16 protein-coding genes are annotated in these 18,688 nt (G+C 67.7%); 11 read left to right on the top strand and 5 right to left on the bottom strand.

Annotated elements, in window-relative coordinates; genetic code table 11:
- Positions 1-120 precede the first annotated feature (120 nt).
- Positions 121-681: an RSP_2648 family PIN domain-containing protein gene (locus RCAP_RS11905; RefSeq protein WP_013068118.1), complete on the bottom strand. Its 561-nt coding sequence runs from the start codon at positions 679-681 to the stop codon at positions 121-123.
- Positions 681-1,889, bottom strand: a complete 1,209-nt coding sequence (locus RCAP_RS11910; RefSeq protein ID WP_013068119.1) for an RSP_2647 family RNA methyltransferase — start codon at positions 1,887-1,889, stop codon at positions 681-683. The genes RCAP_RS11905 and RCAP_RS11910 overlap by 1 nt, the downstream gene beginning before the upstream one ends.
- A gap of 230 nt (positions 1,890-2,119) precedes the next feature.
- On the opposite strand from RCAP_RS11910, the gene edd reads away from it, so the two are divergent.
- A complete protein-coding gene (gene edd / locus RCAP_RS11915; RefSeq protein ID WP_013068120.1) occupies positions 2,120-3,940 on the top strand; it encodes a phosphogluconate dehydratase in 1,821 nt (606 codons plus the stop codon).
- A 94-nt stretch (positions 3,941-4,034) separates the two neighbouring features.
- The gene (locus RCAP_RS11920; protein ID WP_013068121.1) at positions 4,035-4,688 is read left to right on the top strand and encodes a bifunctional 4-hydroxy-2-oxoglutarate aldolase/2-dehydro-3-deoxy-phosphogluconate aldolase; all 654 of its coding nucleotides are present in this window, start codon (positions 4,035-4,037) and stop codon (positions 4,686-4,688) included.
- Here the strand turns inward: RCAP_RS11920 and RCAP_RS11925 are convergent, their stop codons facing one another.
- Together RCAP_RS11925 and RCAP_RS11930 are read right to left on the bottom strand one after the other, a co-directional pair.
- On the bottom strand, positions 4,689-4,958 hold the full coding sequence (locus RCAP_RS11925; RefSeq protein WP_013068122.1) for a hypothetical protein: 270 nt from the start codon (positions 4,956-4,958) through the stop codon (positions 4,689-4,691).
- Between the two features lie 13 nt (positions 4,959-4,971).
- A complete protein-coding gene (locus RCAP_RS11930; RefSeq protein ID WP_013068123.1) occupies positions 4,972-7,743 on the bottom strand; it encodes a [protein-PII] uridylyltransferase family protein in 2,772 nt (923 codons plus the stop codon).
- Positions 7,744-7,998: 255 nt separating this feature from the next.
- Between RCAP_RS11930 and RCAP_RS11935 the strand changes: the two genes are divergently transcribed.
- From RCAP_RS11935 to RCAP_RS11970, 8 genes are all read left to right on the top strand, one after another.
- The gene (locus tag RCAP_RS11935; protein ID WP_013068124.1) at positions 7,999-8,457 is read left to right on the top strand and encodes a DUF2852 domain-containing protein; all 459 of its coding nucleotides are present in this window, start codon (positions 7,999-8,001) and stop codon (positions 8,455-8,457) included.
- 135 nt (positions 8,458-8,592) lie between these two features.
- On the top strand, positions 8,593-9,414 hold the full coding sequence (locus RCAP_RS11940) for an arginyltransferase (RefSeq protein WP_013068125.1): 822 nt from the start codon (positions 8,593-8,595) through the stop codon (positions 9,412-9,414).
- A gap of 228 nt (positions 9,415-9,642) precedes the next feature.
- Positions 9,643-10,740 carry a TRAP transporter substrate-binding protein gene (locus RCAP_RS11945; protein WP_013068126.1) on the top strand — a complete coding sequence of 366 codons (1,098 nt, stop codon included), beginning with the start codon at positions 9,643-9,645 and terminating at the stop codon, positions 10,738-10,740.
- Between the two features lie 96 nt (positions 10,741-10,836).
- A complete protein-coding gene (locus RCAP_RS11950) occupies positions 10,837-11,607 on the top strand; it encodes an SDR family oxidoreductase (RefSeq protein ID WP_013068127.1) in 771 nt (256 codons plus the stop codon).
- On the top strand, positions 11,600-11,935 hold the full coding sequence (locus RCAP_RS11955; RefSeq protein ID WP_013068128.1) for a dihydroneopterin aldolase: 336 nt from the start codon (positions 11,600-11,602) through the stop codon (positions 11,933-11,935). Before RCAP_RS11950 ends, RCAP_RS11955 begins: the two co-directional genes overlap by 8 nt.
- Positions 11,936-12,000: 65 nt before the next feature.
- Positions 12,001-12,315 carry a hypothetical protein gene (locus tag RCAP_RS11960; RefSeq protein WP_013068129.1) on the top strand — a complete coding sequence of 105 codons (315 nt, stop codon included), beginning with the start codon at positions 12,001-12,003 and terminating at the stop codon, positions 12,313-12,315.
- 65 nt (positions 12,316-12,380) lie between these two features.
- A complete protein-coding gene (locus RCAP_RS11965) occupies positions 12,381-14,726 on the top strand; it encodes a glycoside hydrolase family 3 N-terminal domain-containing protein (protein WP_013068130.1) in 2,346 nt (781 codons plus the stop codon).
- A complete protein-coding gene (locus tag RCAP_RS11970; protein ID WP_013068131.1) occupies positions 14,723-15,937 on the top strand; it encodes a glucoamylase family protein in 1,215 nt (404 codons plus the stop codon). Before RCAP_RS11965 ends, RCAP_RS11970 begins: the two co-directional genes overlap by 4 nt.
- Here RCAP_RS11970 and RCAP_RS11975 read toward each other — a convergent pair.
- Positions 15,934-17,670 (bottom strand): ABC transporter ATP-binding protein/permease, encoded by a 1,737-nt coding sequence (locus RCAP_RS11975; RefSeq protein ID WP_013068132.1) that lies wholly within the window; start codon positions 17,668-17,670, stop codon positions 15,934-15,936. The two genes, RCAP_RS11970 and RCAP_RS11975, sit on opposite strands and share 4 nt — an antisense overlap.
- A gap of 253 nt (positions 17,671-17,923) precedes the next feature.
- On the opposite strand from RCAP_RS11975, the gene RCAP_RS11980 reads away from it, so the two are divergent.
- Entirely contained in the window at positions 17,924-18,580 is a 657-nt protein-coding gene (locus RCAP_RS11980; protein ID WP_013068133.1) for an SDR family NAD(P)-dependent oxidoreductase, read from the top strand.
- Positions 18,581-18,688: the final 108 nt, after the last annotated feature.

Below are 18,688 nucleotides of genomic sequence, written 5' to 3' on the forward strand. Positions count from 1 at the left end.
TGCGCCGTCCTGGGTTGCATATGTTAGCGGTAACACATGCTGTTTCTACCGTGGCGCCAAGTGCAAGTCTAGCCCGGTGTCGGGCGAACTCAAAGCGGTTTGGCAAGGGCGTGGAAAGTCTCAGGCGGTTTCAAGCGCACGGGCAAGGCGAAAGAGCCTGGCCTTTTTCAAAAGCGCCCGGGTGGTCCAGCCTTGGCCCGACAGCGCCTCGGCCTTGGCCCGGACACGTTCGACCACGGCGGCGACCTGCGTGGGATGATCGGCGGAAAGCGCCCAGAGGAAGCCATCGGCATCAAGGCGCGAAAGCCCCTCGGCCGCCAGGACGCCGCGCGGGAAATCGGCCCGGTTTTGCGTCACGATCGCCTCGGCCCCGCCAGATATGGCAGCGGCCAGCACATGGATGTCGTTTTCATCGGGCAGATGCAGCCGCGATTCGAGCCCCGGGCGGGGGGCGATGCTGGCCCTTGGGAAACGGGCCTTGAGGGCGGCAATCTCGCCCCGCGCAAAGGCCTCGTCGCCCGAGGACAGCCGCGCCGCCGCCCGCGCCCATTCCTCCAGGATGCGGTCCGACCACAGCGGCGTGAAAAGCCCCTCGGCCGCACAAAGGGTCAGGATCTCGCGCAGAACCGTCGGGTAAAGCACGCAGGCATCGAGCAGCACCTTGCCGGGGGCGGCGCGCATCAATCCAGCCGGAAGACCAGCGATTTCAGATAGGCCGATTCGGCCAGTTGCGGCAGCATCGGGTGATCGGGCCCGGCAAAGCCGGTGTGCAGCAGTTGCGCACGCCGCCCGCCCCGGCCCAGACCGCGGGCCGAAGCATTGCGGAAGGCGACCAGATCGGCGGCATGGGAACAGGAGCAAAGCACGATATACCCGCCCGGCGCCACCAGCGGCGCAGCGAGCCGCGCAACGCGTTCGTAAGCGCGCAAGCCCGCATCGAGCGATTGCTTGTTCGGCGCAAAGGCGGGCGGATCGCAGATCACCACCTCGAATTGTGCCCCCTCGGTGGCCAGCGCCTCAAGCGTCGCAAAGGCATCGCCCTGACGGGTGGCGAAACGCGCGCCCTGCCCCATCGCCGCGGCGCCCTGCGTCGCCAGATCCAAAGCGGCAGCCGAGGCATCGACGGCCAAAGCGCTTTCCGCCCCACCGGCCAGGCACGCCAGCGCGAAACCGCCGACATGGGAAAACACGTCAAGCACCCGCGCCCCCCGCGCCAGCCGCGCGGCAAAGGCGTGGTTCGGGCGCTGGTCAAAGAACAGCCCGGTCTTCTGCCCGCCCAGAACGTCGGCCATGTAGGTGGCGCCGTTCATCTCGACCGGCACCGGGCCGTCGATGGCGCCGCACAGGACCACGGTTTCCTCGGGCAGACCTTCCAGCCCGCGCGAGCGCCCCGAGCCGTTCTTGATCACCGTCTTCACGCCCGTCACCGCAACGAGGGCCGCGCACAGATCGCCGATCAGCGCCTCCGCCCAGGCGGCATTCGGCTGCACCACCGCGACATCGCCGAAACGGTCGATGATGACACCGGGCAGGCCGTCGGCCTCGGCATGGACAAGGCGATAGAAGGGCTGATCGAAGAGCCGCCTGCGCAGATCCAAAGCACGCGACAGCCGCGCCGCCAGCCAGTCGCGGTCGATCACCGCCTCGGCGTCGCGATCCAGCATCCGCGCGATGATCTTCGATTTCGGGTTCACCGTGACCGTGCCCAGCACACGGCGCTCGGCATCTTCCAGCGTCGCGATCACGCCCGGGGCGAGGCCCTGCGTGCGCCGGTCGGTCACCAGCTCGTCGGCATAGACCCAGGGAAAGCCGTGCCGGATCGCGCGGGCCTCGGCCTTGGGGCGCAGCCGCACGACGGGACGGGACTTCGGCGCTTCTTCTTCGGTCATGGCGGGCCTGCTGCTAAAGGATGTCGCGCCCCCTCTATCCCGAGTTTCGCGCCGCGCAAAGCCCGCATCGGCGCGGTTTTGCTTCCTCTGCGCCACACCCTTCGGATTTTCGCGGAAATTCGCTGGACCTTGCCCGCCGTGGCGCGCAAGAGGGAAAGCAGGATTGATTTGTTAGCGCTAACTGATTATATGCGGGGCATCCCGAGCCTTCGCCAAAGCTGGATCCGACCATGACCGAGACTGCCGCACCGCTGAACGCCACGATTGCCCGGGTGACGGATCGCATCCGCGCCCGCTCGGCCGCGCGGCGGGGCGATTATCTGGCACGGATCGCGGCAGCGGCCGCCGCGGGCCCGGCGCGGGCGCATCTGACCTGCGGCAATCAGGCCCATGCCTATGCCGCGATGGGGCCGGACAAGACGCCTTTGGCCGAGGGGCGGGGCCCGAATGTCGGCATCGTCACCGCTTACAATGACATGCTTTCGGCCCATGCGCCCTATGCCGATTACCCGGCGCAGATCAAGGCGGCCTTGCGCGAGATCGGGGCGACGGCGCAGGTGGCGGGCGGCGTGCCCGCGATGTGTGATGGCGTCACCCAGGGCCGGGCGGGGATGGAGCTGTCGCTTTTTTCGCGCGAGGTGATCGCGCTGGCGGCCGGGATCGCGCTCTCGCATGACACGTTTGACGCCGCGATTTTCCTCGGCGTCTGCGACAAGATCGTGCCGGGTCTGGTGATGGCGGCGGCGACCTTCGGCCATCTGCCCGCGATCTTCCTGCCCGCGGGGCCGATGACGGCGGGCCTGCCGAATGACGAAAAAGCCAAGGTGCGGCAACAATTTGCCACGGGCGAGGTGGGCCGCGACAAGCTCATGGCGGCCGAGATGGCCTCCTATCACGGGCCGGGCACCTGCACCTTTTACGGCACCGCGAACACCAACCAGATGCTGATGGAGGTGATGGGCCTGCATCTGCCGGGGTCCAGTTTCGTCAACCCGCACACGCCCCTGCGCGATGCGCTGACGGGCGCGGGGGCGCAGCGGGTGGCCGAGATCACCGCGCTCGGCGCCGATGCCCTGCCGGTCGGGCATCTGCTCGATGAGCGCGCCTTCGTCAACGGGCTTGTCGGGCTGATGGCCACGGGCGGCTCGACCAATCTTGTGCTGCACCTGCCCGCGATGGCACGGGCGGCGGGGATTGAACTGGATCTGCAGGATTTCGACGAGATTTCGGATGTCGTCCCCCTGATGGCCAAGGTCTATCCGAACGGGCTGGCCGATGTGAACGCCTTTCACGCCGCGGGCGGGCTGCAATTCCTGATCCGCCATCTTCTGCGCGCGGGGCTTTTGCACGCCGATGTCAACACCGTCGCGGGCCCGGGCCTTGCGCGCTACACACAGGAACCGAAGCTGATCGAGGGCCGCCTGACCTGGGTCGAGGGGCCGGAAGACAGCCTGAACGACCGCATCCTGCGCCCTGCCGCCACCCCCTTCGCGGCAACGGGCGGGCTGAAGCAGCTCGCGGGCAATCTTGGTCGCGGCGTGATCAAGGTCTCGGCCGTCGCCCCCGACCGTCATGTGATCGAGGCCCCGGCCCGCATCTTCGAAAGCCAGGACGCGGTGAAAGAGGCCTTCAAGCGCGGCGACTTCACCGCCGATACCGTGGTCGTGGTGCGCTTTCAGGGGCCGCAGGCGAATGGCATGCCGGAACTGCATTCGCTGACGCCCACGCTTTCGGTGCTGCAAGACCGCGGCTTGCGCGTCGCCTTGGTCACCGATGGCCGGATGTCGGGGGCCAGCGGCAAGGTCCCCGCCGCGATCCATGTCAGCCCCGAGGCCGCCTGTGGCGGGCCCTTGGCGAAGCTGCAAGACGGCGATCTGATCCGGCTTGATGCCGACACCGGGGAACTGATCTGCCTGACCGCGGGCTTTGAGACCCGCACCCCCGTCTCCCCCGATCTGAGCGCCAATCGCACCGGGCTGGGCCGCGAGCTGTTCGAGACGTTCCGCCGCAACACCGGCCCTGCCACCTCCGGCGCGTCCGTGATAGTGTGACGGCGGAAGCGTATTTGGGCCAAGAAAAAGACCGCAGCTTTTTCTTGGCGAAAATACGCACTTAGCCAGATGTAATCGCCTCAGGAGGCCCCTCATGACCCCCACCGCCCAATCCGCGAAAGCGCGCGAATTCTGTGCGCTTGCCCCCATCGTGCCCGTGATCGTGGTGCAGGACCTGGCCCATGCCCAGCCCCTGGCCAAGGCGCTGGTGGCGGGCGGGCTGAAGGCGCTCGAGGTGACCCTGCGCAGCGCCTGCGCGCTTGAGGCGATCCGCGCCATGGTCGATGTCGAAGGCGGCGTCGTCGGCGCGGGCACGCTTCTGACCCCCGCCGATGTCAAGGCCGCCAAGGCCGCGGGCGCGCAATTCGGCGTCGCCCCGGGCCTGACCGACAGCCTGGTGAAGGCCTGCGAGGACGAGGGCCTGCCGCTGCTTCCCGGCGCCGTCACCGCATCCGAGGTGATGCGGGCGCTGGAACTCGGTTATGACATGCTGAAATTCTTCCCCGCCGAAACCTCGGGCGGTGCGGCCGCGCTGAAGGCCATGGGCGGGCCGCTGCCGAAAGTCTCGTTCTGCCCCACCGGCGGCGTCAGCCTGAAGAATGCGCGCGATTACCTGACGCTTCCGAACGTGATGTGCGTCGGCGGCTCCTGGGTCGCGCCGCAGGGCATGATGAGCGCGGGCAACTGGGCCGCGATCGAGGCGCTGGCAACGGATGCCGCCGCGCTCTCGCGCGCGACGCTTGGCTGATCAGACCGACATCCGACCTGCCCGGCCGCCGCGCCGGGCGGGCGGGGTTTCCGCGCGGGTCAGCCCCTCGGCCAGAACCTGCGACATCGGATGGCCCGCATCGGCGCCATAGCTGGTCAGAACCACCCGCATCGCCGCGGTCTGATCGGTGCCCGGCGCAAGGCTGAGCGCCCAATCCAGAAAGATCGACCGGCATTCGACCGCCCCGATCCCCTCGATGCGATAGCTCTCGCGCAAAAGCCCCTTCGGGTCCGCCAGTTTCAGATCCATCTTCGCCCTCCCGTCAGCCGAGCGCCTTCTCGACGAGCGCCGCAACCTCGGATGTGGTGCGCGCCAGCCGTTCGGCAAGGGCGTCCAGACTGTCTTCGCCCAGTTCGCGCAGCAAAAACGCCCGCCCGCCCTCGCCCAGCGCCTGCAGATCCAGCGGCCGGTCGGTCAAAAGCCGCCCCCCCGCCTGCAGCCGCCACAGGAAGCGATAGGCCGAGGCCAGCGTCTCGCCCTCGGCTTTCGTGACAAACCCCCGGCGCGGACCGATGCGCAGCTGCGCCTCGACCTTCCGGGCGGGCTCGCCGGCGCGCAGCGCGAAACTTTGCGCCAGCAGTTCGATGTCCTGCAGCCGCCCGGGGCCGATCTTCGCCTCCCAGGCGCCATCGGGGGCCTTGGCGGCAAAGATCCGCGCCCGCATCTCGGCCAGATCGGGCATCACCTTCGGATCGCCGCCCTTTTCGGCCAGAACGGCCAGCCGCGCCGCCTCGACATCGGCGCCAAGGCCGGCATCGCCCGCCAGCACCCGCGCCCGCGTCAGCGCCAGATGTTCCCAGGTCCAGGCCTCGGTCCGCTGATAGTCGCGGAAACTGTCGAGCGAGACCGCCACCGGCCCGCCCCGCCCCGAAGGCCGCAGCCGCATGTCGACCTCGTAAAGCCGCCCCTCGGGCATCGGCGCGGTCAGCGCGGTGATGAAGGCCTGCGTCAGGCGGGCGAAATATTGCCGCGTCGCCAAGGGCTTCGGCCCCTCCGACTGCTCGACCCCCAGCGCGTCATAGATGATGATCAGATCGAGATCGGAGGCCGCATTCAGCCGCTCGGCGCCCAGCGAGCCCATCCCCAGCACCACCGCCCCCCGCCCGGGTTGCGACCCATGCCGACGCGCGAATTCCGCCACCACCTCGGGCCAGAGCCCGGTGACGGCGGTGCCCGCGATATCGGCATAAAACCGCGCCGCCTCGGCCGCGTCGATCAGCCCGCGCAGATGATGCACGCCGACGCGAAAGCGGAATTCCTTGGCCCAGCGCCGCGCCGCATCCAGCTTTTTCTCGTAATCCGGCACCGCCGCCAGCGTCGTGCGAAAGCTCTCGGCCAGGGCCTCGGCCCCGGGCCAGGCGGCAAAGAACGACCCGCCGATCACCGCGTCGAAAACGCCCGGATTGCGGCTCAGATGCGCGGCAAGCCCGGGCGCCGTCGCGCAGATATCGACGATCAGATCGATCAGCGAGGGGTTCGCCTCGAACAGCGAAAACAGCTGCACCCCCGCAGGCAACCGCGCGAGGAAGCCGTCGAACTGGCGCAGCGCCTCCTCGGGGCTTGCCGCGCGCTCCATCCGCTTCAGGATCTCGGGCTCGATGCGCCGGAAGATCGCCTGCGCCCGGTCCGAGCGCAGCGCCGGATACCGCGTCCAGGCCCCGACGATCGCCTCGGCCTCGGGGCTCAGATCGGGCCGCGCCGCCGCCTCGGCGGGGGCAAAGAACGCCCCGGTCAGCGCCTCGACCCGGGTCAGACGGTCCTTCAGCCGCGCCGTCCAGGCGGCGGTGTCGCCCGCCCCCATCAGCCGCGCGATCCGGTCGATCCCCTCGGGCGTGGTCGGCATCAGCTGGGTCTGGGCATCGTTCACCATCTGGATGCGATGCTCGATCTCGCGGTGCTCGCGGTAGTGATCGGTCAGCTCGCAGGCGACATCGGCAGGCACCCAGCCCTTGGCGGCCAGTTTCGCAAGACCGCCAAGGGTGGTGCGGTCGCGCAGCTCGGCATCGCGCCCGCCCGCGATCAGCTGCCTTGTCTGGGTGAAGAATTCGATCTCGCGGATGCCGCCCTGACCCAGCTTCAGATTGTGCCCGGCCACTTCGATCGCGCCGCCCAGCCCCTTGTGGGCGCGAATCCGCAGCCGCATGTCATGGGCATCCTGAATCGCGGCGAAATCCAGATGCTTGCGCCAGACGAAAGGGGTCAGCGCGCGCAGGAATTTCTCGCCCGCCGCAATGTCGCCCGCACAGGGCCGCGCCTTGATATAGGCGGCGCGTTCCCAGGTCCGCCCCTCCGCCTCGTAATAAAGCTCCGCCGCCCCCATCGAGATGCAAACGGGCGTCACCGAGGCATCGGGGCGCAGCCGCAGATCGGTGCGAAAGACATAGCCCTCGGCGGTGATGTCATTGATCAGGGCCGACATTTTCCGCGTCACCCGGATAAAGGCCGCGCGTGCCTCCATCCGGTCATCGGGGGCAAACTGGGTCTCGTCGAAAAGACAGATCAGATCGATGTCCGAGGAATAATTGAGCTCATGCGCCCCCATCTTCCCCATCGCCAAAGCCACCATGCCGCCCGCGCGGGCGGCGTCGTCCGGGCCCTTGCCGGGCAGCTTGCCCCGCCGGATCTCGTCGGCGACAAGGCGGCGCAGCGCCAGATCGACGGCGGTATCGGCCAGCGTCGTCAGCGCCCCGGTCACCTGCTCCAGCGCCCAGACGCCCCCCAGATCGGCCAGCGCGATCAGCAGCGCCAGCCGCCGCTTCGCCCGGCGCAGCTCGGCCCCCAGCGCCTCCAGCTCGATCCCCTGCAACCGGGCGATCTCGGCGTCGAAGGCCGCCTCGACCGGGCTCGACAACGCCGCGCGCGCCCAATCCGCCTCGCGTTCCAAAAGCCCCGCCAGATAGGGCGAACAGCCCGCCGTGCCCGCGATCAACCCCCGGATTTCGGGCGGAAAATCGCCATAACGGGCAACGACATCGGCGCCACGGGCCGGATCAAGGGGAACGGGCGTGCGGGTCAGGCGGGATGCAAGGCTCATGGCGCCAGACTAGCCGCCGCAAGCCCCGGGTCAAGGCGCGCAAATGCCCCGCCCCTGTCATCTTGGCGCGAATATCCCGGGGGGTGCGGGGGGCAGCGCCCCCGCCGGGTCGCCTCGGCGCAAGCCGAGGCGAAATCTCTCCCCGACCCCTTGCGGCGCAATGTAAAAATCTTTCACATCCCCTCTTGACCCGGACCCGCGCCTCCCCCACCTTCGCAATGTGAAAAGACTTCACATCAAACCCCGGAGGGTTCCATGACTTATACCACCGCCGCCAGCACCACGGCCCCCGAGCGCCCCGGCACGATCGCCCGCACGCTGGCCTGGCTTGACGAGCGCGGCCCGATGAGCTGGATCGTCGTGATGATCGGCTCCTTCATCTTCGCCGGCCCGCTCGTTCTTCTTGTGCTGGGCTTCATCCTGATGACCGGCCGCTTCAGCGGCAGAACCTGCCGCGCCCGTGCCGGGTTCACCCCCCGCTTCGCGCGCGGCTATGCTTTCCACGCCATGCGCCCGACCGGCAATGCCGCCTTCGACGCCTATCGCGCCGACATGCTGGCCCGGCTCGAACGCGAACAGGAAGAATTCGAATCCTTCCTGATCCGGCTGCGCGAAGCCCGCGACAAGGCCGAATTCGACCAATACATGGAAGAACGCGCCCGCGCCGCCGCCGCGCCGCCGGTGCCTGCGGAGCCGCAAGACAGCGCGAAATGACCGCCTCCGACACCCGCCCCGCCCCCCCGGGCGGGGTCATTGCCCGGCTTTCGAAGGAAATCCTTGGCGCAGCGCCCGCGCTTTGATAGCGTGGGGCTGCGTCGATCGCCTTCGACGCGTCAGCCCCCGTCTCTCATGCGCCATTCGCTTCCGCTTGCCCCGCAATTCTATGTGACCGCTCCGCAGCCCTGCCCCTATCTGGACGGGCGGTCGGAGCGCAAGCTGTTCACGGCCCTGCAGGGCGAAGGCGCCGAAAAGCTGAACAATGCGCTGTCGCGGCAGGGCTTCCGGCGTTCGCAGAACGTGCTCTACCGCCCCTCCTGCGCCGATTGCTCGGCCTGTCTTTCGGCCCGCATCCGCGTTGCCGATTTCGAGCCCACCCGGACGCAGCGCAAGGTGCTCAACCGCAACACCCATCTCAAGCGCACCGCGACCAGCCCCTGGGCCACCGAGGAACAATTCGCCCTCTTCCGCCGCTATCTTGACGCGCGGCATGCCGATGGCGGCATGGCCGACATGGACATTTTCGAATTCGCCGCGATGATCGAGGAAACGCCGGTCAAGACCCGCGTCATCGAATATCGCGATGGCCGGGTGGAAACCGGCCCCCGCCCGCTGACCGCCGTCTGCCTGACTGATGTGCTCGATGACGGCGTGAGCATGGTCTACAGCTTCTACGACCCCGACCAGATCGACTTCAGCCTTGGCACGCATCTGATCCTCGATCACGTCGCCATCGCGAAACGCGCGGGCCTGCCTTACGTCTATCTGGGCTATTGGGTGCCCGGCTCGCGCAAGATGGGCTACAAGGCGAAATTCTCGGCGCTGGAAATCTTCAAGGCCGGGCGCTGGCAACCCTTGGGCGACCCCGAGGACCATTCCGGAGAGATTCACCCGCTTTCGGTCGATCCGATCGCCGAACAGGTCGCCCGAATCCAGCTGCCCGACATGCGCTAGGGCGAAAGCCGCCTTGCACCGCCCGCAGATGCGGCAGTTCGGCACAGGATCTTCCACCCAGAGGCGAACCCGCGTTCATCTGGTCATGTTTTCGGACCGATTTGCGCAATTTTCCTGCGCGACGTCTGGACAGAACCGGCCCGCGATGCCAGTTTGAGCGCCGGACCGGCCGGGCAACGACCCGGTCGGCATGAAGAACCAGACCGAAACAAACGGGAGGAGAACCCAATGGATCGTCGTTCATTTCTGACCAAGGCCGCGATCGGCGGCGCTGCCGCGACCACGCTGGCCACGCCCGCGCTGGCGCAATCGATGCCGAAAGTGACGTGGCGGCTGACCTCGTCCTTCCCGAAATCGCTCGACACGATCTATGGCGGGGCGGAAGTGCTCTCGAAGATGGTGTCGGAAGCCTCGGACGGCAATTTCCAGATCCAGGTCTTCGCCGCCGCCGAGATCGTCCCCGGCCTGCAGGCCGCCGACGCCACCGCCGCGGGCACGGTCGAGGCCTGCCACACCGTCGGCTATTACTACTGGGGCAAGGACCCGGCCTGGGCGCTGGGCGCGGCCGTGCCCTTCGGGCTCTCGGCGCGGGGCATGAACGCCTGGCAATACCACGGCGGCGGCATCGACCTTTACAACGAATTCCTGGCGACCCAGGGCCTGATCGGCTTCCCGGGCGGCAACACTGGCGCCCAGATGGGCGGCTGGTTCCGCAAGGAAATCAACACCGTGGCCGATCTGTCGGGGCTCAAGATGCGGGTCGGCGGCTTTGCGGGCAAGGTGATGGAGAAGCTCGGCCTCGTGCCGCAGCAGGTGGCGGGCGGCGACATCTACCCGGCGCTGGAAAAGGGCACGCTCGACGCCACCGAATGGGTCGGCCCCTATGACGACGAGAAGCTCGGCTTCTACAAGGTCGCGCCCTATTACTACTATCCCGGCTGGTGGGAAGGCGGCCCGACCGTCCACTTCATGTTCAACAAGGCCGCCTACGAGGGTCTGCCGAAAGCCTATCAGGCGCTGTTGCGCACCGCTTGCCAGGCCGAAGACGCCGACATGCTGCAAAAATATGACTACAAGAACCCGCTGGCGCTGAAATCGCTGGTGGCGAATGGCGCGCAGCTGCGTCCGTTCAGCCAGGAGATCCTCGAGGCCTGCTTCAACGCCGCGCAGGAGGTCTATGCGGAAATGACCGCGACCAACCCGGCCTTCAAGAAGATCTACGACTCGATGGTGGCCTTCCGCGCCGACCACTACCTGTGGACGCAGGTCGCGGAATACAACTACGACACCTTCATGATGATCCAGCAGCGCAACGGCAAGATCTGAGCCCGCCTGCAACCGATCGGCCCCGGGGGAAACCTCGGGGCCTTTTTCTTTTCGCCCCCTCGCCCTAGATAGGCCGAAGACAGGAAAGGAGACCCCATGCCCGGCATTCTGATCACCGGCGGCGCGAAGCGGATCGGCGCCGAGATGGCACGGGGGTTCGCCGCCCGCGGCTTTCGCGTGGTGCTGCATTACAACAGCTCCTCGACCGAGGCCGAGGCGCTGGCGGGTGAGCTGAACCAGTCGGGCGAGATCTGCCGTCTGGTGCAGGCCGACCTGTCCGACGCGGCCGCGGTGCAGCGGGTCTTTGACGTGGCGCAGGGTTTTCTGGGCCGGGTCGATGTGCTTTTGAACAACGCCTCGAACTTCATGAACGACGACATCTTCAGCCTGAGCGATGCGAAGATGGACGCGCATTTCGCGGTGAACCTGAAGGCGCCGCTGGCGCTCGCCGCACGGATGGCGGCGCAGGACAGGAGCGGCGAAGATGCGCTGATCCTGAACATGCTCGACAACAAGGTGCTGGCGCTGAACCCGGATTTCTTCTCCTACACGCTGTCCAAGGCCGCGCTGCATGCCGCGACCGAGATGCTGGCGATGCGCTTTGGCGGTTGCCCGCGGGTCAATGGCATCGCCCCGGCGATCACGCTGATTTCCGGCAAGCAAACCCCGGAGAATTTCGAGAAATCGAGCCGCATCAACCCCTTGGGCATTCAGGTTCAACCGGCCGATCTGGTGCGCACGGCGCTTTACTTCTGGGAGGCCAAGGGCGTGACGGGCGAGGTGATCGCGGTCGATGGCGGCCAGACGCTGTGGCAGCTGCCGCGCGACGTGGCCTTTCTGGTGAAAGAGGGATATGTGCATGGCTGATCTGATCATCCGCCTCGAAGAGCTTGAAATCACGATGTTTCTGGGCATCCACGACTTCGAGCGCGCGCGCATGCAGCGCGTTCTCGTCTCGGCCGAGATCACCGTGACCGGCACCGACTGGCAGGCCGGGCGCTTCTTCGATTACGACCGCGTGGCCGAGTTCATCCGCTCCTTCAACGGCAGCCGGATCGACACGCAGGAAGAACTCGTCTCGCGCATCCATGCCTTCGTGCATGGCCTCGACGGCGTCGCCCATGCCGCGATTTCCTCGAAAAAACCCGATGTCTACCCGGATGCGAAAGCCGTGGGCGTGGTGCTGCGCGGCTGACCGGCCACGTTGCGAGCCCCCGGCGTTTCTGCTAGCCTGCTGCCACGATCCCGAAAGGCCCCCCGATGTTTTACGTCATCGTTCTTTACCTGCTGCTCTCGCTTGGCCTGCTGTTTGGCGCCGCGGAACTGGAACGCCGCGCCATCGTCGCGCGGCGGCGTGGCCCGAACGGCCGGGCGATGCTCTTGTCCTTGCTGATCTCGGCGGTGGGCTCGCTGGTCGTGCTGGTGATCGGCGGCTTTGCCGAGGGCTGGATCTACATCCTGCATATTCTGGGCGGCTCGATCCTTTATCACGGCATCATGGGCATCTCGCTCGTGCACGGCCTGCAAGAGGTCTCGGCCCGCACCGCCCGCGAACGCCTGCCCGCCCGCGCCTGAGCCTTTGTGCTTGCGCTACGCCCCTTCGGGAGTAATCTGACCTCAGGCAGCCAAGGGGTTGGACCATGCGCAAGTCTTCGGAAGACAAGGGTTTTCTCGACGATCTTCTGAGCCGGATGAGTTTGGCCGACAAGATCGGGCAGCTGAACTTCCCCCATGCGGCGGGCCTGCCCACGACCGGCGCGGCCGAGGGGGCGGATACCGAAACGCTGATCCGCCGCGGCCATCTGTGCGGCACTTCTGCCGGGGCGAATATCGCCGAGCGGCGGGTGCTGCAGCGCATGGCGCTTGAGGAAAGCCCGCATGGCATTCCGCTTTTCTTCGCCCGCGACTGCCTGCAACGCTATATCACCTGCGGGCCGATCCCGCTGGCGCTGTCGTGTTCCTGGGATCTCGACCTGATCTCCCGCATCGCGCAAATGACCGCGCGCGAGGCCCGGGCGGATGGCGTCTCCCTCACCTGGGCGCCGATGCTGGATATCAGCTACGACGCGCGCTGGGGCCGGATCGCCGAAGGTCATGGCGAGCTGCCGCATCTTTGCGCCGCCATCGCGCAGGCGATCGTGACGGGCTATCAGGGGGCGGATGGCGACATGGCCCGGCCCGACCGGATGATGGCGACCCTGAAGCATTTCGCGGGCTACGGCCTGTCCATCGCCGGGCGCGATTATGCGGCGGTGGAGGCGAGCCCCGCGACGCTGATGCGGATCATGGAGCCCTTCAAATCGGGCGTGGCGGCGGGGGCCGGTGCGGTGATGGTGGCCTTTTCCGCGATCAACGACATTCCCGCCACCGCGCATCGGGTGCTGTTGCAAGACATCCTGCGCGATCGGTTCGGGTTTGAGGGCATGATCGTCACCGATTTCACCGCCATCGACCCCGAGCTGATCCACCACGGCATCGCCGCCGATGCCCGCGCGGCCGCCTATCTCGCCTTCAAGGCCGGGGTGGCCGTCGATCTGGTCTCGGGCGCCTTCCTGCATCATCTGGCGGCGCTGGTCGAGGAGGGCAGATCCGCCCCCGACGCCCGCCCCTGGGGCCCGGTGACCGAAGCCGAGATCACCGCCCGCTGCCGTCAGGTGCTGCGGGCGAAAGAACGCCTTGGCCTCTTCGCCGATCCGTTCATGGGGCTGGACGAAGATCTGCGCGCCAAGGTGGTCCGCTGCCCCGACCATATCGCCCTTGTCCGCGAAGCTGCCGCGAAGTCGCTGGTTCTGCTCAAGAATACCGGGGTTCTGCCGCTGGCCCGAGGCAAGAAGCTGGCCCTGATCGGGCCTTTGGCCGAGGACCGGATCGACATGCAGGGCAGCTGGGCCATCGACGTGAACCCGATGGACAGCGTGACAATTGCCGAGGGGCTGACCGCCGTCGCGGGGCCCGATACCCGGGTTCTGATCGCCAAGGGCTGTTCCATCGTCGAGGATCCGGCGCTGGCGGCGCGGCTGAATGTGCACAACCGCGCCATGCCCTCGGTGCCGCCGGAAAGCCGCAGCCTTGAGGCGATGCTGGCCGAGGCGCACACCCTTGCCGCGACAGCCGATGCGATCATCCTGGCGCTGGGCGAGGCCAAGGAACATTCCGGCGAAAGCTCGACGCGGGTTGACATCACGCTTCCCGGCGCGCAGCCAAGGCTTGTCCGCGAAATGGCGCAGGTCGCAAAAGACCGCGGCATCCCGCTGATCCTGCTGGTGATTTCCGGCCGCCCGCTGGCCCTGACCGAGGAAGCCGCGCTCTCCGATGCGCTGATCTGGACCGGCCATCCGGGCGCCGAGGGCGGCCCGGCGATTGCCGAAATCCTGTTTGGCGACCGCGCGCCGGAGGGGCGGCTTTCGATCTCGCTGCCCCGTCACGTGGGGCAATTGCCGCTCCGGATCGAGGATCTGCCCTCGGGACGGCCGCAGGACGGGATCGGCGTCGATGTCTATGGCGACAGCGAGATCGACGCGACGGGGCGGCATGTGTTTCGCAAATTCACCACCGCCTGCATTCTGGAAAGCCCGCATACGCCGCTTTACCCAGCGGGCTTCGGGCTTGGCTACACAAGCTTCGCCCATGGCCAACCACAGCTCAGCGCGACCGAGCTGCAAGGTGCCGCGGCGGTGCTCGATGTGACCCTCGACATCACCAACACCGGCACGCGGGCGGGCACGGAAACGGTGCAGCTTTACCTGCGTGATCCGGTCGCCGAAATCTCGCGGCCGCTGCGCGAATTGAAGGGCTTCGCGCGCCTCACGCTGGCCCCGGGCGAAACCGGCACGGCGCGGTTTCAGATCACCGCGGCCGATCTTGAATATGACCGCGGCCCCGATCTGGCGCAGATGCGCCGCGACTGGGAGGGCGGCGCGTTTCGTCTCAACATCGGCCCGCATGCGCTTGACACGCAAGAGATTTCGATCCGGTGGACGAAATGAGGACCGCGGCCCTTCTGGACCGCATCCAGTCCGAAACGCTGCGCTATTTCACCGAATTTGCCCATCCCGTCTCGGGGATGGCGCGGGAAAGATACGGCGATGACCGCTGGCTCGACACGGTGACGACGGGCGGCACCGGCTTTGGGCTGATGGCGCTGATCGTGGGGGCCGAGCGCGGCTTCGTGCCCCGCGACGCCGTGCTGGCGCAGATCGACCGCATTTTGGCGCATCTCGAAGCCGCCCCCCGCCATCGCGGCGCCTTTCCGCATTGGATGCACGGCGCAACCGGCGCCACCATCGCCTTTTCGCCCCATGACGACGGCGGCGACATCGTCGAGACCGCCTTTCTGATGATGGGGCTTTTGACGGCACGGCAATGGCTTGCGCCCTTTGCCCCCGCTTTGGCCGCGCGCATTCAGGCGCTGTGGTGGGCGGTCGATTGGGCCGGTTTCTGCCCCACCCCTGACCGGCTGCACTGGCACTGGAGCCCCAATCACGGCTTTGGCCGCCTTGCGCTGATGGGCTGGCACGAGGGGCTGATCGCCTTTGTCCTTGCCGCGGGCTCGCCCACCCATCCGATCGCGCCCGAAGCTTACCAGCAGGGCTGGAAGCAAAGCCCCGGCTTTCGCAACGGCCAAAGCTGGCATCGCATCCGCCTGCCGCTCGGCCCGGCGCTGGGCGGGCCCTTGTTCTTCAGCCATTATTCCTTTCTGGGCCTCGACCCGCGCGGGCTGGTCGAAGACGGCATCGACTATTTCGCGCAAAACCGCGCCCAGACCCGGATCAACCATGCGCATTGCGTGGAAAACCCCGGCAAGTTCAAGGGTTACGGGACCTTCTGGGGGCTGACCGCCTGCGACGGGCCCGATGGCTACGGCGCCTTTTCCCCCGCGAACGACAGGGGCGTGATCGCCCCCACCGCGGCGCTTGCCGCGGCGCCCTATCTGCCGCGCGCCAGCCTCTCTGCCGCCCGCGCCATGGCCGCGCGCCCCGAGCTTTGGGGGCCTTTCGGCCTTGTCGATGCCTTTGACGACACGCGCGGCTGGGTGGCCGCAAGCCATCTGGCGATCGATCAGGGGCCGATCGTCGGCATGATCGAAAACGCCCGCACGGGTCTTTTGTGGCGGCTCTTCATGTCCGCCCCCGAGGTGAAGACCGGCCTGCGCCGCCTTGGCTTTGCAAGTCCGCATCTCGGCCCGGATCGCGGCTAAAGGGCCACGCCCTCGCCCGCCAGAATTTCCACCGTGCGGGTGAAAACGCCCTGCGGCGTGCCGCCATTGCCGATGTCGATCAGCCCCAAATGCGCCAGCGGCCCGCGCAGCAGCGTCACGATCCGGTCCCGCGCATCGGGGTCAAGCTGCGGCAGCGTGTCATCCATCACCAGCCATTGCGGCCGGTTCAGGATCACCCGCGCAAAACTCACGCAGTGCTTTTCGCTTTCCGACAGCAGCTTTTCCCAATGTTCATCCACGTCAAGGCTGGCCATCAGATGGCCAAGGCCCACCGTCTGCAAGGCCGCCTCGACCTCGGGGCGGGGGAAATGCGCCGCCGAATGCGGATAGCCCAGCACGTCGATCAGCCGCCCCGGCGGCACATAGGCCCGCGTCGGCAGATACATCACCGCACCGGCCTGCGGCATCGCAATGCGCCCCGCGCCGCGATCCCAAAGCCCCGCCAGCGTGCGGAACAGGATCGTCTTGCCCGAGCCCGACGTGCCCTTGAGCAACAGCCGCTCGCCCGGGGCCAGCCGGATCGGATCTTCGCCAAGCCGCACCGAGACATAGGGGGTCAGGATCGACAGCCCCTCGATCTCGATCCCGCCCTCGGCCGGATCGCGGCGGATGCGGTCGGGCCGGGCCGCGCAGTCGCCTTGCGAAAGCTCGCGCAGCGCGCGGTGGAAACTGATCACCCGGTGCAGGATCGCACGCCAATTGGCGATGCCCGCGAAATTGTTGATGAACCAGCGCAAAGCGCCCTGCACCTGGTTGAAGGCGCCGACCACCAGCATCAGCTCGCCGATCGTCATGTCGGTGCTGAAATAGAACGGCGCCGCCGCAAGGATCGGCGCCACCGTGTTGAACCAGCCCGAGCCCGCCGTGACCCAGGTCAGCCCCACGGTGGCGCGGATCACGCCATGGATCACCTCGACCAGCCGCCCGAAGGCCGCCTTGATCCGCCGCGCCTCCACCCGCTCGCCGCGGTCCAGGGTGATCGCCTCGGCGGCCTCGCTGACGCGGACGATCTCGAAGCGGAAATCGGCCTCGCGCGCGGCGCGTTCGGCGCTCATCGCGACCAGGGGCCGCCCGACGCGCCAGCTCAGCCAGGACGCGAGCCCGGCATAAAAAAGCGCGCACCAGACCATGAAACCGGGGATCTCGACCGCGCGGCCCAGGATCGAGACCGACAGCCCGTCGGAATGGTGCCACAGCACGCCGACAAAGGAAAACAGCAACAGCCCCGCCTGAAACAGCCCGACGCCAAGCGCGACGGACAGATCGGCCAGCCCGTCGACATCGGCCTGCAGCCGCTGGTCGGGATTCTCGCCGATCCGCCCCGCCCGCGACAGCCGCAGCGCCGCCCCGGGCCGCATCCAGTCGTGCAAAAGCGCGGTGAAGATGCCCCGCCGCAGGGTCAGCTTCAGCGTCTGATCCAGCCAGAGCTGCCCGACGTTCAGCGCCAGAAGCCCCCCCGCCAGAACCGCAAAGACCCCCAGCTGCACCACGAAGGCGGGGAAATCCTTGCGCGTCAGCGCGTCGTAAAAGGGCTGGTTCCAGGCATTGAGCAGGATCTGCGCCGCCGCGGTCACCGCGATCACCGCGACCAGCCCGCCGATCAGCCACAGGATGCGCCGCCCGCTGCGCACGGTGCGCAGGATGCGCCCCAGATCGGCCAGTTCCCCGAACAGGCCGGGATTGGGATCGGTGTCGGTCGTCAGATCGGTCATGCCGGAACCTTGCTTGGGGCTGGCTTACAGAACCGCCAAACCGCGCCGGGCGCAACCCGAGGTGAAGCGATTTTGCGTGAGCATCGGCGCTAACGGCAAAGAGGCAGTTACCGCCCTGCCCGCCGCCTGCGCAAGCGGCCGCAAAAAGCGGCGATCGGGCGCGGCGCCGCGGGCGCCCCCCCGCGCCAATGCGCCCCTTGCGCGGCCGCCGGAGCGGGCCTAAAACCCGCGCGAAACGCTCAGGAGTTGCGCCATGACCGGAACCGCCTTCAAGAAACTCGCCCTTGTCACCGGCGCCTCGCGCGGGCTCGGCTTTGCCATCGCCGAAGAGCTGGCGGCCGAGGGCTGGCACATCATGGCGGTGGCGCGCACCGTGGGCGGGCTCGAGGCGCTCGATGACGTCATTCAGGCCAAGGGCGGCTCGGCGACGCTCGCACCTTTGGACATCACCAAGCCCGAGGAAATGGAAACCCTTGCCAATGGCATCCTCGGGCGCTGGGGCGGGCTGCAGCTGTGGATCCACACCGCGGTCCATGCCGCGCCGCTTTCCCCCGCCGCGCATTCCGACGCCAAGGACATGGAAAAATCGGTGGCGACGAACCTGACCGGCACCGCGACGCTGATCCCGCTGATCGACCCGCTTCTGCGCGCGGGGGACGGCACGGCGGTCTTCTTCGAGGATGACCGGGCGGGCCAGCCCTATTTCGGCTCTTACGGCGCGACGAAGGCGGCGCAGATCGCGCTGGCCCGCAGCTATGCGGTCGAGGCGGCGAAGATCGGCCCGAAGGTGAAGATCGTCGCGCCGCGGCCGATGGCCACCGCCGTGCGGGCGCGCTTCTTCCCGTCCGAGGACCGCACGCCGCTGATCGATTGCCGCGACGAAGCGAAACGCCTTCTTGCCGAGATCTGACGGACGGGGGGGGCCCCTGCCCCGCCGGATCCGGGGCGGACCGGGTCCGCAAGGGCACACCTGCGCGCCAAGTGCAGCGGCTTGCTTGTTTGGCTGCGGCGCAGCGGC

The organism is Rhodobacter capsulatus SB 1003, from assembly GCF_000021865.1.
Classification (GTDB): domain Bacteria; phylum Pseudomonadota; class Alphaproteobacteria; order Rhodobacterales; family Rhodobacteraceae; genus Rhodobacter; species Rhodobacter capsulatus_B.

Bases quoted from the DNA above. Each gene is read 5' to 3' on its own strand.
- RCAP_RS11905 (WP_013068118.1), bottom strand. From the start codon at position 681: ATGCGCGCCGCCCCCGGCAAGGTGCTGCTCGATGCCTGCGTGCTTTAC.
- RCAP_RS11910 (WP_013068119.1), bottom strand. From the start codon at position 1,889: ATGACCGAAGAAGAAGCGCCGAAGTCCCGTCCCGTCGTGCGGCTGCGC.
- edd (WP_013068120.1), top strand. From the start codon at position 2,120: ATGACCGAGACTGCCGCACCGCTGAACGCCACGATTGCCCGGGTGACG.
- RCAP_RS11920 (WP_013068121.1), top strand. From the start codon at position 4,035: ATGACCCCCACCGCCCAATCCGCGAAAGCGCGCGAATTCTGTGCGCTT.
- RCAP_RS11925 (WP_013068122.1), bottom strand. From the start codon at position 4,958: ATGGATCTGAAACTGGCGGACCCGAAGGGGCTTTTGCGCGAGAGCTAT.
- RCAP_RS11930 (WP_013068123.1), bottom strand. From the start codon at position 7,743: ATGAGCCTTGCATCCCGCCTGACCCGCACGCCCGTTCCCCTTGATCCG.
- RCAP_RS11935 (WP_013068124.1), top strand. From the start codon at position 7,999: ATGACTTATACCACCGCCGCCAGCACCACGGCCCCCGAGCGCCCCGGC.
- RCAP_RS11940 (WP_013068125.1), top strand. From the start codon at position 8,593: ATGCGCCATTCGCTTCCGCTTGCCCCGCAATTCTATGTGACCGCTCCG.
- RCAP_RS11945 (WP_013068126.1), top strand. From the start codon at position 9,643: ATGGATCGTCGTTCATTTCTGACCAAGGCCGCGATCGGCGGCGCTGCC.
- RCAP_RS11950 (WP_013068127.1), top strand. From the start codon at position 10,837: ATGCCCGGCATTCTGATCACCGGCGGCGCGAAGCGGATCGGCGCCGAG.
- RCAP_RS11955 (WP_013068128.1), top strand. From the start codon at position 11,600: ATGGCTGATCTGATCATCCGCCTCGAAGAGCTTGAAATCACGATGTTT.
- RCAP_RS11960 (WP_013068129.1), top strand. From the start codon at position 12,001: ATGTTTTACGTCATCGTTCTTTACCTGCTGCTCTCGCTTGGCCTGCTG.
- RCAP_RS11965 (WP_013068130.1), top strand. From the start codon at position 12,381: ATGCGCAAGTCTTCGGAAGACAAGGGTTTTCTCGACGATCTTCTGAGC.
- RCAP_RS11970 (WP_013068131.1), top strand. From the start codon at position 14,723: ATGAGGACCGCGGCCCTTCTGGACCGCATCCAGTCCGAAACGCTGCGC.
- RCAP_RS11975 (WP_013068132.1), bottom strand. From the start codon at position 17,670: ATGACCGATCTGACGACCGACACCGATCCCAATCCCGGCCTGTTCGGG.
- RCAP_RS11980 (WP_013068133.1), top strand. From the start codon at position 17,924: ATGACCGGAACCGCCTTCAAGAAACTCGCCCTTGTCACCGGCGCCTCG.